Origin of the sequence: Streptomyces cahuitamycinicus, from assembly GCF_002891435.1 — a bacterium.
In the GTDB taxonomy this organism is placed as follows: Bacteria; Actinomycetota; Actinomycetes; order Streptomycetales; family Streptomycetaceae; genus Streptomyces; species Streptomyces cahuitamycinicus.
The window spans coordinates 1-12,252 of sequence record NZ_POUC01000236.1 but is presented as its reverse complement, the minus strand read 5'-3'; the positions used below and the strand labels follow the sequence as shown (position 1 = coordinate 12,252).

Annotated in this window: 13 protein-coding genes; 4 read left to right on the top strand and 9 right to left on the bottom strand. The window is 69.7% G+C overall.

Annotated features, from left to right (window positions below; all coding sequences use genetic code 11):
- Positions 1-829, top strand: an 829-nt coding sequence (locus C1J00_RS27010; protein WP_146046262.1) for a metallophosphoesterase, incomplete at its 5' end; no start/stop codon positions are given.
- Between the two features lie 209 nt (positions 830-1,038).
- A complete protein-coding gene (locus C1J00_RS27005) occupies positions 1,039-2,592 on the top strand; it encodes an ABC transporter substrate-binding protein (RefSeq protein ID WP_102911622.1) in 1,554 nt (517 codons plus the stop codon).
- Positions 2,593-2,641: 49 nt separating this feature from the next.
- On the opposite strand, the gene C1J00_RS27000 is transcribed toward C1J00_RS27005, so the two are convergent.
- The 3 genes from C1J00_RS27000 to C1J00_RS26990 all read right to left on the bottom strand — a co-directional run bounded on the left by C1J00_RS27000 (position 2,642) and on the right by C1J00_RS26990 (position 4,392).
- Complete coding sequence (locus C1J00_RS27000; protein ID WP_439333438.1) at positions 2,642-3,379, bottom strand: TetR/AcrR family transcriptional regulator; 738 nt, start codon at positions 3,377-3,379, stop codon at positions 2,642-2,644.
- A gap of 65 nt (positions 3,380-3,444) precedes the next feature.
- Complete coding sequence (locus tag C1J00_RS26995) at positions 3,445-3,969, bottom strand: thiol-disulfide oxidoreductase DCC family protein (RefSeq protein ID WP_102911620.1); 525 nt, start codon at positions 3,967-3,969, stop codon at positions 3,445-3,447.
- Positions 3,970-3,984: 15 nt separating this feature from the next.
- The gene (locus C1J00_RS26990) at positions 3,985-4,392 is read right to left on the bottom strand and encodes a hypothetical protein (protein WP_102911619.1); all 408 of its coding nucleotides are present in this window, start codon (positions 4,390-4,392) and stop codon (positions 3,985-3,987) included.
- Positions 4,393-4,465: 73 nt separating this feature from the next.
- On the opposite strand from C1J00_RS26990, the gene C1J00_RS47065 reads away from it, so the two are divergent.
- Positions 4,466-5,311 carry a hypothetical protein gene (locus tag C1J00_RS47065; protein ID WP_245936524.1) on the top strand — a complete coding sequence of 282 codons (846 nt, stop codon included), beginning with the start codon at positions 4,466-4,468 and terminating at the stop codon, positions 5,309-5,311.
- Here C1J00_RS47065 and C1J00_RS26975 read toward each other — a convergent pair.
- From C1J00_RS26975 to C1J00_RS26950, 6 genes are all read right to left on the bottom strand, one after another.
- Positions 5,280-5,900, bottom strand: coding sequence for a Uma2 family endonuclease (locus C1J00_RS26975; protein ID WP_102911618.1), 621 nt, complete (start codon positions 5,898-5,900; stop codon positions 5,280-5,282). The genes C1J00_RS47065 and C1J00_RS26975 overlap by 32 nt on opposite strands.
- Positions 5,901-6,054: 154 nt before the next feature.
- Positions 6,055-6,834 carry a succinate dehydrogenase iron-sulfur subunit gene (locus C1J00_RS26970; RefSeq protein ID WP_102911617.1) on the bottom strand — a complete coding sequence of 260 codons (780 nt, stop codon included), beginning with the start codon at positions 6,832-6,834 and terminating at the stop codon, positions 6,055-6,057.
- Positions 6,834-8,588 (bottom strand): succinate dehydrogenase flavoprotein subunit, encoded by a 1,755-nt coding sequence (sdhA, locus tag C1J00_RS26965; protein WP_102911616.1) that lies wholly within the window; start codon positions 8,586-8,588, stop codon positions 6,834-6,836. Before sdhA ends, C1J00_RS26970 begins: the two co-directional genes overlap by 1 nt.
- A gap of 19 nt (positions 8,589-8,607) precedes the next feature.
- Positions 8,608-9,090: a succinate dehydrogenase hydrophobic membrane anchor subunit gene (locus C1J00_RS26960; protein WP_102911615.1), complete on the bottom strand. Its 483-nt coding sequence runs from the start codon at positions 9,088-9,090 to the stop codon at positions 8,608-8,610.
- A 5-nt stretch (positions 9,091-9,095) separates the two neighbouring features.
- Positions 9,096-9,476 carry a succinate dehydrogenase, cytochrome b556 subunit gene (gene sdhC / locus C1J00_RS26955; protein ID WP_031107855.1) on the bottom strand — a complete coding sequence of 127 codons (381 nt, stop codon included), beginning with the start codon at positions 9,474-9,476 and terminating at the stop codon, positions 9,096-9,098.
- Between the two features lie 255 nt (positions 9,477-9,731).
- Positions 9,732-10,190: a 2-oxo-4-hydroxy-4-carboxy-5-ureidoimidazoline decarboxylase gene (locus C1J00_RS26950; RefSeq protein WP_102911614.1), complete on the bottom strand. Its 459-nt coding sequence runs from the start codon at positions 10,188-10,190 to the stop codon at positions 9,732-9,734.
- A 290-nt stretch (positions 10,191-10,480) separates the two neighbouring features.
- Between C1J00_RS26950 and C1J00_RS26945 the strand changes: the two genes are divergently transcribed.
- Positions 10,481-12,076, top strand: coding sequence for a beta-N-acetylhexosaminidase (locus tag C1J00_RS26945; RefSeq protein ID WP_102911623.1), 1,596 nt, complete (start codon positions 10,481-10,483; stop codon positions 12,074-12,076).
- The last annotated feature ends 176 nt before the right edge of the window (positions 12,077-12,252 follow it).

The window sequence follows — 12,252 nt, the reverse complement described above, 5'->3', positions numbered from 1 at the left end:
AGATGTGCATAAGAGACAGTTCGTGTCCCGCGTCGTCGCCGGGGCCGCCGCGGCCGCGGCTGTCGGGACCGTGGGGTACGGGACGTACGGCGTGCTGCGCGGGCCGGAGGTCAAGCGGGTCACGGTCCCGCTGGCCAAGCTGCCGCGCGCCGCGCACGGGTACCGGATCGCCGTGGTCAGTGATGTGCACCTCGGCCCGGTCCTGGGACGCGGCTTCGCGCAGAAGGTCGTCGACACGATCAACGCGACCCAGCCCGACCTGATCGCCGTCGTCGGCGACCTGGTCGACGGCAGCGTGAAGGACCTGGGCCCGGCGGCCGCCCCGCTCGCGCAGCTGAGAGCCCGTCACGGCTCCTACTTCGTCACCGGCAACCACGAGTACTTCTCCGGAGCCGGACAGTGGGTCGACGAGGTCCGCCGACTGGGCCTGGACCCCCTGGAGAACGCACGCAGGGAGATGCCGCACTTCGACCTGGCCGGAGTCAACGACGTGGCCGGCGAGGACGAGGGCCAGGGCCCGGACTTCGCCAAGGCGCTCGGCGACCGGGACACAGCGCGCGCGTGCGTCCTGCTCGCCCACCAGCCCGTCCAGATCCACGACGCCGTCGAGCACGGCGTCGACCTCCAGCTCTCCGGCCACACCCACGGCGGCCAGCTCTGGCCCGGCAACCTCGTCGCCGCGGGCGCCAACCCCACCGTCGCGGGCCTGGAGCGCTACGGCGACACCCAGCTCTACGTCTCGCGCGGCGCCGGCGCCTGGGGCCCGCCCACACGTGTGGGAGCGCCGTCGGACATCACCCTGATCGAGCTCGCCTCGAAGCAGGCCTGACGGCACGCACGCCCTGTGAGAACGCTGTGAAACGAGCCCGAATCGGTCATCGGTAAGTTCTTTCCCAACTCGTCAGATCTCCCTTCCCCCTGCTCAAAATCCTGTGATTGGGTGAGCCCGCCACGAAAGGGTGTGGCACACGCACAAGCGCCTCAATTGGTCCTCAAGGGGGCTCAATGGGCCGCTGAGGGCCTGGGAGGGCGACGCCGATGCGATCGGTTCGCGTACGGATACTCGCGGCGCTGCTCGTCCTGGCCGCCGTGGGTGTGGGCGTCTGGCAGCTCCTGCCGTCGAAGGGCGACGCGAGGACCATCACCGTCGGCACCACGGACGGCGTCACCTCGCTCGACCCCGCCGGCGCCTACGACGCGGGCTCCTGGGCGCTGTTCAGCAACGTCTTCCAGTCGCTGCTGACCTTCGCGCCGGGCGGCACCGCCCCCGTGCCGGACGCGGCGAAGAGCTGCGCGTTCGTCCGCGGTGACCTCACCACCTACCGCTGCGGGCTGCGCGCGGGCCTCACCTTCCCGAGCGGCCGGACGATGAACGCCGAGGACGTGAAGTCCTCCTTCGACCGGATCCTGAAGATCAAGGCCCCGGTCGGACCGGCGTCCCTGTTCGGCACGCTCGGCTCCGTGGACGCCGACGGCATGACCGTCACCTTCCACCTGGACTCGCCGGACGCGACGTTCCCCTTCAAGGTGGCCACCGGCGCCGGCTCGATCGTCGACCACACCGCGTACCCGGCCGGCAAGCTGCGCACCGGCGACCGCGTCGACGGCACGGGCCCGTACACCCTCACCTCGTACACGAAGGACCATGACGCCGTCCTCGCGCCCAACCAGCACTACCGGGGCGCCGTCAGCGGCACCGGCCGGCCCGTCGAACTGCGCTACTACGCAAACCCCGAGGCTCTGAACACCGCCTGGAAGGACAAGCAGGTGGAGGTGGCGACCGACCAGCTGCCGCCCGGCGTCCTCGCCGGCCTCAACCCGAGCGACCCCACCCAGCGCGTCTACGAGTCCGATGGTTCCGAGACCCGCAACCTGTACTTCAACACCCGCGCGGGCAAGCCGCTGCACGAGCCGGAGGTCCGCCGGGCCATCGCCTGGCTGGTCGACCGCGAGCGGCTGGCCGCCACCGTCTACGACGGCACCGTCGACCCGCTGTACTCCCTGATCCCGGCCGGTCTCACCGGGCACACCGCCTCGTTCTTCGACGACTACCCGAAGCCCGACCCGCAGAAGGCCAGGCAACTGCTCACCCGGGCGGGCGTGAGCCTGCCGGTGCACTTCACCTACGGCTACGCCGAGGGCCGCGGTGCCGGCGAGCAGGAGGGCGCCGAGATCAAGAAGGAACTGGAGGCGAGCGGCCTGTTCAAGGTCACCCTCAAGGGCTACGAGTGGACCGCCTTCCAGAAGCAGTGGGCGAGCGGCGGGCTCGACGCGTACGCCGTCGGCTGGATCGCCGACTTCCCCGACCCGGACACCTTCGGCGCCGCGCTCGTCGGTACCGGCAGCGCCATGAACACCGGCTACAGCAGCAAGACCGTCGACCGGCTCATCAAGGACAGCCGGCGCTACGCGGAGCGGACCGAGGCCGACCAGGACTTCCGCTCGGTGCAGCAGACCGTCGCCCAGGACGTCCCGGTGCTGCCGTTGTGGCAGGCCGAGGAGTACGTCGTCGCCACGGAGGACGTCGGTGGTGGCCAGTACCTGTCGGACGGCACGGGCGTGTTCCGTCTGTGGAGTCTCACCACGCTCTGACGGTCGGCCCGGCGGCGGCTCAGCGGTCGGTGCGCCGCCGGGCCCCGGCTCAGGGGTCGGTGCGCCGCCGGGCCGCCGGATCGGGGATGGCGTTCGTCATGCCCGGCAGGAACTCCGTGAACAGCTCGTGCACCTCGCGCACGAGCGGCCGCAGCACCCGGAAGCGGGCCAGGGCGACCCCCCGCGCGGTGAGCCGGGCACCGCGCTCGGCGAGCCGGTAACTGCGCTCGCGCCCCTCGGTACGGTCGAAGATCCAGTACAGGACGAGCCCCATCTGGGAGAGCCACATCAACTCGGGCAGGACGTCGCGCAGTTCCTCGGGCACCTTGGTCTTGGTGGCCCCGGCGAGCACCTCCCGGTGAACGCTGATGGCCTCCTCGCGCGCGTGCTCCGACTCGGGCGAGAAGGGGCTGAGCGGGCTGTCCGGGTCGGCGGCGTTCTTGAAGAACTGCACCGCGAACTCGTGGTAGGGCGCCGCGATGTCCAGCCAGGCCCGCAGCACGCCCGCCAGCCGGGCTTCCAGGTCGCGCTCCCGGTCCAGGATCTCCCGGACCGCCACCTGGTGTTCGGCGGCGATCCGGTCGTAGAAGCCCTGGATCAGATGTTCCTTGCCGGCGAAGTAGTAGTACGCGTTGCCGACGGAGACTCCGGCCTCCTGGGCGATGGCCCGCATCGTCGTCTTGTCGTAGCCGCGCTCCTGGAACAGCCGCATGGCCGTCTCCAGGATCAGGGCGCGGGTCTGCTCGGACTTGGTGGGGGTGGCGCCGTCGCCGGGGCCGTCGTTCATCGCGGGCACGGGAAGAGAGCCTAACGTCAGCACCGGTACGGCTACCGGTGCGGTCGCCAAGGCGGCTACCGGGGGGCGCAGGTGCCGTCGGCGCAGCCCGGCGCGGTGTAGCTCCATCCGCTGCCGGGGGCGTACGACCAGCCGTCCGCCCGCCGGTACACCCGGCCGCCCCACTGGGCCCCGTCGCGCTGCCCCCGGTGTCCCTGCGCCCCGCGCCACTTGGCGGCGGCGAGCACCGCGCCTTTGGCCAGCCGGGCACCGGACGGGGTGCTCAGCCGGTGGGCGAGCGGCCGGTGCTCACGCAGCGCCCACAGGGTCACCACCCAGGCGGCGGGGCCCCGGTAGACCTGCCCGGCGTCGCCGACGACGGTGATCTCGTCGAGGGTGGCGCCGTGGTCGAGGCCGGGGAAGAGCCGCCGGGCCTCCTCGGAGGCGGCCGGGACCAGCTCCAGCGGCACCAGGTGGGGCTGCCGCAGGAGCCAGTCGCGCAGGAACGCGCACAGGGAGCACTCGGCGTCGTACAGGACGGTGAGCCGGCGGACCGGGGCGGGTGCGTTCGTGCCGGTCGCGTTCGTGCCGGTGGCGTTCACGTGGGCCTCCTCCGTTCAGGCCCGCGCCTGCGGGGCGACCCAGCCCTGCGGCGGCACCGGCGGGACCTGCTCCCGCTCCATGGCGCCCCGGCGCCGGATCCGGTTGAGCACGTAGACGTTGGCCAGGTGCATCACACCGAGCACCAGCAGCACGACGCCGAGCTTGGTCGACAGGGCCTCGAAGATGCCGCGCGCGTCCATGATCGTCTCGTCGTCGCTCAGATACAGCGCGACGAACCCGAGGTTCACGAGGTAGAAGCCGACCACCAGGAGGTGGTTGACGGCATCGGCGAGCTTCTCGTTGCCGTGCAGCACGTCGGCGAGGAAGACCTTCCCGTTGTGGCTGAGCGTGCGGGCCACCCAGATGGTCAGACCGATGCTGACCAGCAGGTAGATGACGTAGGCGATGACCGTGCGGTCCATAGCCCCACCCTTCTTGAACACGTTCAAAATGCTGTCGAGGAAGACTCTAGACTCATTTTTGAACGTGTTCAACATGCGGGGTCGAGTGATTGTCGTCTGCCGCGCGCCGGACACCGAGCGGGCCACCGGCAGCTACTCCAACCGCCTCTCGGCCCACGTCCTGCGCCGGCACCGGTTCCACTCTCCGGCCGCGATCCGCGGCTGGCGCAACAAGCTGCGCCTGTGCGTCGGCGACTCGGCACCGCCCGCCACCCGCGAACTGCCCCAGTGGGGCCCGCGCGCCGAGTACTGGATCGAGGGCGATGGCGAGGAGTGCGGTGCCGACACCACCGACTCCGGCAACTGTCTGCGCCTGCGCACAGAACAGGTCCGCTTCTCCCCGATCGACGCCCCGCAGAACTCGGCGCACAGCTACAGCGGCGAGTACGCCATGTGGCTCGACCCTGGCCAGGACCCCCCGGCCGAGGTCCGCTACCGCTTCCCCGGATACGTCTTCGACGCGGCAGGCAGTGGCCGGATCTGGGAGGACGCCAGGAAGGCGTGGCCGTTGCCCTCGGTGCGGATACGGAGTTCGCGGCCGTGGCCGGACGACGAACGGGCGATCGTCAGCGTGCCGTTGGACGTGTCAGTGGTTCACCCGTGGCCTTCGGCAGCCGGGCCGAGGGGAAGGCGGTCGAAGCTCTCGCGTGCGAGGACCGGGGAGGGACTTGCCGAGGCGGTGGGGGGTACCGGCAGCGGCGCGGCGGCTGCGGCCACGAGCGCGGCGGCGGCCTTCCTCAGGGGCGTCATGGGCGTCAGTCTGGTGACACCCGGCCCCATCAGTCACAGGAGCCCTACGACAAGCGGCCGGAACCAGCCTGAATCCGGCCGGTTCCGGACCCCGCGCCTCAGTCGCTCGTTCTGGGCTGGCCGGCCCTGAGGATCTCGGCCACGTCGAGGGTCACCTTCGCGCCGAGGGAGTCGGGGAGGGTGACCAGTTCGCCGGAGGCATGCGGACGGTGGTTCTCGTAGGTGCTTCCGACCGGGTTGGTCAGGACGTGGAGGCGTTGGTGCTTGCGGTCCACGACGACGTAGACCGGGACCTTCGCCTCGGCGTAGGCGGCGACCTTCGTCTTCAGGTCGTTTTTCCAGTTCGTGGAGGTGACTTCCAGCACGAGGCGGAAGCAGACCGGTTCGTAGGCGTTGTTCTCGACGTGGTGATCCTCGAAGTCGGCGTCCACGACCGCGAGGTCGGGGATGGCGTAGTCCTCCGGCTCCATGGGCAGCCAAAGACCGACGCCCTGAAGGACTTCGGTTTCGCCTCCATCCAGGTCGGCTGCCATGAAGGGACGCATGAGTTTGGTCAGCGCGCGAGCATGGGCGCCGTCAGGGGACGGGGTCACGAGGAGATGGCCTCCGATGATCTCGACGCGGTAGCCCGGATGGCGCTCCATGATCTCGTCGGCGATGGTCGTGAGAGTGACCGGCTCTTCGTCGTGGAAGGGCTGCTCGACGGAAGCTGCGGACATCAGGTGCCTCCTGGGGGGCTGGTGTCGAGAGCATCATCGTAGGTCGGACACCGCCTCCGCGTCCGTCCCGGGACTCGTTCACCCGATGGTGTGGCATATGCCAGAGGGCCCCGTTTCCAGCGGAAACAGGGCCCTCATCAGCAAGCGGTCGATCTCAGTAGCGGCGCGTGATCAGCGCCCGCTTCACCTCGGCGATCGCCTTCGTGACCTCGATGCCGCGCGGGCAGGCGTCCGTGCAGTTGAAGGTCGTGCGGCAGCGCCAGACGCCGTCGCGGTCGTTCAGGATCTCCAGACGCTGTTCGCCCGCCTCGTCACGCGAGTCGAAGATGAAGCGGTGCGCGTTGACGATGGCGGCCGGACCGAAGTACTGGCCGTCGTTCCAGAAGACCGGGCACGACGTGGTGCAGGCCGCGCAGAGGATGCACTTCGTCGTGTCGTCGAAGCGCTCGCGGTCCTCGGCCGTCTGGAAACGCTCACGCGTCGGCTCGTTCGTGTCCTTCGTGATGAGGAAGGGCATGACGTCGCGGTACGCCTGGAAGAACGGCTCCATGTCGACCACGAGGTCCTTCAGGACCGTCAGGCCCTTTATGGCCTCGACCGTGATCGGCTTCTCGGGGTTGATGTCCTTGATCAGCGTCTTGCAGGCCAGACGGTTCTTGCCGTTGATCCGCATGGCGTCCGAGCCGCAGATGCCGTGGGCGCAGGAGCGGCGGAACGTCAGCGTGCCGTCCAGTTCCCACTTGATCTTGTGGAGGGCGTCGAGGACGCGTTCCTTCGGGTCGATCTCGACCTGGAAGTCCTCCCAGGTCGCGTCCGCCGCGACCTCCGGGTTGAAGCGGCGGACCCGGAAGGTGACCGTGATGTAGGGGGAGTCGGCGAAACCGGGCTCGGGCTTGCCGGCCGCGTCTTCCTTGTCCAGAACAGGGGTAGCCATCAGTACTTACGCTCCATCGGCTGGTAGCGGGTCTGGACGACCGGCTTGTAGTCGAGACGGACGGTTTCGGAACCGTCGGCGCCGACCTCGCGGTACGCCATGGTGTGCCGCATGAAGTTGACGTCGTCGCGGTTCGGGTAGTCCTCGCGGTAGTGACCGCCGCGGGACTCCTTGCGGGCGAGCGCGGAGACGGCCATGACCTCGGCCAGGTCGAGCAGGTTGCCCAGCTCGACGGCCTCCAGCAGGTCCGTGTTGAACCGCTTGCCCTTGTCCTGGATCGAGACGTTCAGGTAACGCTCGCGCAGCTCCGCGATCTTCTCGACCGCCGTCTTGATCGTCTGCTCGGTGCGGAACACCATGACGTTGGCGTCCATGGTCTCCTGCAGCTCGCGGCGCAGGATCGAGACCCGCTCGGTGCCCGTCGCGTCCCGCAGCCGCTCCACCTGCGCGACGACCAGCTCCGCCGGGTTCTCCGGCAGCTCCACGAAGTCCGCCTTCTGCGCGTACTCCGCGGCGGCGATGCCCGCCCGCTTGCCGAAGACGTTGATGTCCAGCAGCGAGTTGGTGCCGAGGCGGTTGGCGCCGTGGACGGAGACGCAGGCGACCTCGCCGGCGGCGTACAGACCGGGAACGACCGTGGTGTTGTCCGCCAGGACCTCACCTTCGACGTTCGTCGGGATGCCGCCCATCGCGTAGTGCGCGGTCGGCTGGATCGGGATCGGGTCCGTGTAGGGCTCGATGCCGAGGTAGGTGCGGGCGAACTCCGTGATGTCGGGCAGCTTCGCGTCCAGCTGCTCCGGCGGGAGGTGGGTGAGGTCGAGGTAGACGTGGTCCCCCTCGGGGCCACAGCCGCGGCCTTCCCGGATCTCCGTGTAGATGGAGCGGGACACGACGTCACGCGACGCGAGGTCCTTCATCACCGGCGCGTACTTCTCCATGAAGCGCTCGCCGTCCTTGTTGCGGAGGATGCCGCCCTCACCGCGGGCGCCCTCCGTCAGCAGGATGCCCATGCGCCAGATGCCGGTCGGGTGGAACTGGAAGAACTCCATGTCCTCCAGCGGCAGACCGCGGCGGTAGACCGCCGCCTGGCCGTCGCCCGTCAGCGTGTGGGCGTTCGACGTCACCTTGAAGAACTTGCCGCAGCCGCCGGACGCGTAGACCACGGACTTCGCCTGGAAGACGTGGATCTCACCGGTCGCCAGCTCGTACGCCACGACACCGGCCGACCTCTTGACGCCGTCGACCTCGGTGATCAGCTGGTCCAGGACGTAGAACTCGTTGTAGAACTCCACGCCCTCCTTGACGCAGTTCTGGTACAGCGTCTGGAGGATCATGTGGCCGGTGCGGTCGGCCGCGTAGCAGGAGCGGCGGACCGGGGCCTCGCCGTGGTTACGGCTGTGACCGCCGAAGCGGCGCTGGTCGATCGTGCCGTTCGGGGTGCGGTTGAACGGCAGGCCCATCTTCTCCAGGTCGAGGACGGAGTCGATGGCCTCCTTCGCCAGGATCTCGGCGGCGTCCTGGTCGACCAGGTAGTCACCGCCCTTGACCGTGTCGAAGGTGTGCCACTCCCAGTTGTCCTCCTCCACGTTGGCGAGCGCGGCGGCCATGCCGCCCTGCGCGGCGCCCGTGTGGGAGCGGGTGGGGTACAGCTTGGTCAGCACGGCGGTGCGGCTGCGCTTCGTGGACTCGATGGCCGCGCGCATGCCCGCGCCACCGGCGCCGACGATGACGGTGTCGTACTTGTGGATCTTCATGATTCTCGCAGCCCCGTGCCTAGCGGATGTTCGGGTCGAAGGTGAAGATCACCAGCGTGCCCAGCAGGATGGTGAACACCGTGGCCGTGTAGAGCAGGCCCTTGAGCCACAGCCGGGTGTTCGCGCGCTCCGCGTAGTCGTTGATGACCGTGCGCAGGCCGTTGGCGCCGTGCAGCATGGCGAGCCACAGCATCAGCAGGTCCCAGACCTGCCAGAACGGGGACGCCCAGCGGCCCGCCACGAAGGCGAAGCCGATCTTGGAGACGCCACCGTCCAGCACGAGCTGGATCAGCAGGTGGCCGAGGACCAGGACGACCAGCACGACGCCCGACAGGCGCATGAAGAGCCAGGCGGCCAGCTCGAAGTTGCCCCGGGTGCTCTTCGGGGTCTTCCTGGTGCGCTGGCGGGGCGCCTCGATGAAGGGCGCCGGGTTGTCGACGGTGTAGACGGCGCCGCCCTCGACGGGGCCGACGCCGGCGGCGGTCTTCTCAGACGTGGACATTGGCGTCAGCTCCCGAACAGTTCACGAGCGGCGTGGCCGAGGACGGGGTAGATCGCCCCGAGCATCAGCACGACCCACAGGGCGACGACGGTCCAGAGCATCTGCTTCTGGTAGCGGGCGCCCTTGATCCAGAAGTCGACGGCGATGACGCGCAGGCCGTTGAGCGCGTGGAAGAGGATGGCGGCGACGAGGCCGTACTCCAGCAGCGCGACGATCGGCGTCTTGTACGTGGCCACGACGGTGTCGTAGGCCTCGGGCGACACACGGACGAGTGCGGTGTCCAGCACGTGAACGAACAGGAAGAAGAAGATGAGGACGCCGGTGACTCGATGAGCCACCCAGGACCACATTCCTTCCCGGCCGCGGTACAGCGTTCCAGCCGGCACGGAAGTTTCCTCCGGGAGCGGGGATTGGGGCCGCGCCGGCTTGGTGTGTCGGTCGGGCCCGGCCGGGTACGGTCCACCGGCCCCCAGCATCGTAGCGAGGCGCTGCCGCTGGGCTGAGCCGGGGTCTGGCTGTGTGATCAAACTGGCATGCGTACGGGCTAGCCTTCGGCGGCTTCTGAGGTGGGGTGTCCTGTTATCTGCCGGGTACGGGTTCGTTGTGGTTGGTCGGCCCACGCGGCGGTAGCCGCATATCGATCACAGCCCCGCGCCCCTCAGGGCGTCGACCAGCCGTTCCTTCGCGAGGCGCCGGAGTTCGTCGGCCACCACCGTCCGCTCTTCCTCCGGATCGTTGGTCAATCGTGACCGGATGGCTTCGAGGATGTGGTCCAGCGCCCGGCCCGGGGTCAGGCCACCCAGGCAGGTGACGAACACATGGCCGAAGCGGGCCTCGTAGGCGGCATAGGCCGCGCTGAGGGCCGTGTGGGCCGCGGCGTAGGTGTCCGGCGGGAGGGCGGGCAGGGGCTCGGCCGCCAGTGCTTCCGTGAGGTCGGGCCAGGTCAGGTCGTAGGCCGCCTCGTCCGCTGCGGCCAGCAGGGAGTCCAGGTCCGGATAGGGGCGGTGGTCCGCGACGCGCCGGGCCCAGCGGAGGCTGCGCAGGCAGGAGAGGAGGGCCTGCTCCAGCTCCTGTGCGGAGGCTGTGTTGAAGTGCTCCACCGGTATGGCGAGTCGGCCGGGGAGATCTGGGAGACGGTGCGCAGGCAGCGTGGGTCCTCGTGGGCGTCACGTGTGTCAGCAGGGTGAACAGTGAGAGATGTGACGTCACGCTATCGAGTACGACCGCGACGTGTCCGAAGGATGCCCGAATTTCACCCGGGAGAGAGAGATTCGGCACGCGTGGTGGACGCGCGCCATGCGGGCCGGGGTTTTAGGTTGGCGGTGTGAGTCAGCACAGGCGCCGGACTCCGGCGAAGCAGGAGAAGCAGCGGCAGGTGCTGGTCGTGGCCATGGCCGTGGCCCTGGTCGTGGTCGCGGCCGGGGTCGGTCTCGGGCTCTGGGCGGCCTCGGGCGGCGACGGCGGGTCCACCGGTTCTCAGGCCGGGTCCTCGCAGCGGGCCGCCGCGCCCCCGGACAGAGCGCGGGAGGCGGCCCCGACCCCCAGTCCGACCCGGTCCTACCCCCTGTCCGAGGCGCCCCGCACCATTCCCGCCGTGCGCGGCCACGAGCCGGCGCGCGGCCCGGGCTGGCGTCCCGAGAAGGGCAACCGGGTGGTCGTGGACGACCCGGCGCTGGCCGACGAGGGTCGGCTGGTCGCCGGCGAGCTGGGCATGGCCTACGCGGGCGAGAAGAGCGACAAGCGGGCCGGAGACCTGCGGCTGGCGCTGAACGGCGACGAGGGCGCCAACCCGGAGTCGTACGTGATGACCGTGCGCGACGGGCGGGTGGAGATCGACGGGCCTTCCGACGCAGGGGTCTTCTACGGCACCCGTACGCTCAAGCAGGAGACGCACGACGGCGGCACGGCGCCCGAGGGGGTCGTGAAGGACGAGCCGGCCAAGGCGCAGCGCGGGTTCATGCTGGACACCGCGCGCAAGAACTTCACGGCCGGCTGGATCGAGGACCGGATCCGGGAACTGGGCGACCTGAAGTTCAACCAGCTGGGGCTGCACTTCTCCGACGACCAGGGCTTCCGGATCGAGTCCTCCTCGCACCCCGAGATCGTGTCGCGTCAGCACCTCACCAAGGCGCAGGTGCGGAAGATCATCGACCTCGCGCGGAGCCGGCACATCACGGTCGTGCCCGAGATCGACTCGCCCGGCCACCTCGGCGCGGTCCTCGACGCACACCCCGACCTGCAGCTGCGCACCGCGCAGGGGTCTGCGGTGCAGGGCGCCATCGACATCTCCAAGGCCCAGAGCGCCCAGATCGTCGACGACCTGCTGAACGAGTACGCGGACCTCTTCCCGGGCGGGCCCTGGCACCTCGGCGGCGACGAGTACCAGGCGCTGACCCGGTCGAACCCGGAGGCCTCCTTCCCGCAGCTGGCCACCGCCGCCCGGGAGAAGTACGGCTCCGGCGCGACGGTCGCCGACCTCACCACCGGCTGGCTGAACGACCGGGCCGACACCGTCCGCAGGCATCAGCGCGTCCCGCGCGCCTGGAACGACGGCTTCTTCCGCGGCACCTCCGTCCAGGCCGCCAAGGACATCCAGGTCGCCTACTGGACGGGCAAGGAGATCGGCGCCCGGCCGCCCCTGGAGTACCTCCAGGCGGGCCGCAAGGTGATCAACTACAACGACGAGTTCCTGTACTACGTGCTCGGCGAGCCGCAGACGTTCGTCTATCCGACGGGTGAGCGGATCTACCAGCAGTGGACGCCGCGGGTGCTGCGCGGCACCGAGGCCGTGCCGGCGCGCTACGACGGCCAGATCCTCGGCGGGTCCTTCGCGGTGTGGTGCGACCTCGCGAACTCCCAGACGGAGGACCAGGTGGCGGCCGGGATCCGGATGCCGCTGCGGGCGACCGTCCAGAAGCTGTGGGACCCGGACAGGCCCGAGCTGTCCTGGGCGGAGTTCCGGGCGCTGGCTGACCGGCTCGGCTGACCGGCGGGAATTGGCGCATACGGCTGCGAACCTCCGTACGGCTGTGGTGGTCTTCTGGCGCGAGTGGAGTCGAATATGCCGGGGGGAACCGGGACATGGGCTACTGGGGATACTTCGTCGTGGGCCGGGGGGAGCGGCCGCTGCCGGAGCTGGACGCGCTGGCGGGAGCCGGGGAG

What these genes read in the sequence shown, in the direction of transcription:
- C1J00_RS27005 (WP_102911622.1), top strand. Translation starts at nt 1,039, where the DNA reads ATGCGATCGGTTCGCGTACGGATACTCGCGGCGCTGCTCGTCCTGGCC.
- C1J00_RS27000 (WP_439333438.1), bottom strand. Translation starts at nt 3,379, where the DNA reads ATGAACGACGGCCCCGGCGACGGCGCCACCCCCACCAAGTCCGAGCAG.
- C1J00_RS26990 (WP_102911619.1), bottom strand. Translation starts at nt 4,392, where the DNA reads ATGGACCGCACGGTCATCGCCTACGTCATCTACCTGCTGGTCAGCATC.
- C1J00_RS47065 (WP_245936524.1), top strand. Translation starts at nt 4,466, where the DNA reads ATGCGGGGTCGAGTGATTGTCGTCTGCCGCGCGCCGGACACCGAGCGG.
- C1J00_RS26975 (WP_102911618.1), bottom strand. Translation starts at nt 5,900, where the DNA reads ATGTCCGCAGCTTCCGTCGAGCAGCCCTTCCACGACGAAGAGCCGGTC.
- C1J00_RS26970 (WP_102911617.1), bottom strand. Translation starts at nt 6,834, where the DNA reads ATGGCTACCCCTGTTCTGGACAAGGAAGACGCGGCCGGCAAGCCCGAG.
- sdhA (WP_102911616.1), bottom strand. Translation starts at nt 8,588, where the DNA reads ATGAAGATCCACAAGTACGACACCGTCATCGTCGGCGCCGGTGGCGCG.
- C1J00_RS26960 (WP_102911615.1), bottom strand. Translation starts at nt 9,090, where the DNA reads ATGTCCACGTCTGAGAAGACCGCCGCCGGCGTCGGCCCCGTCGAGGGC.
- C1J00_RS26945 (WP_102911623.1), top strand. Translation starts at nt 10,481, where the DNA reads ATGGCCGTGGCCCTGGTCGTGGTCGCGGCCGGGGTCGGTCTCGGGCTC.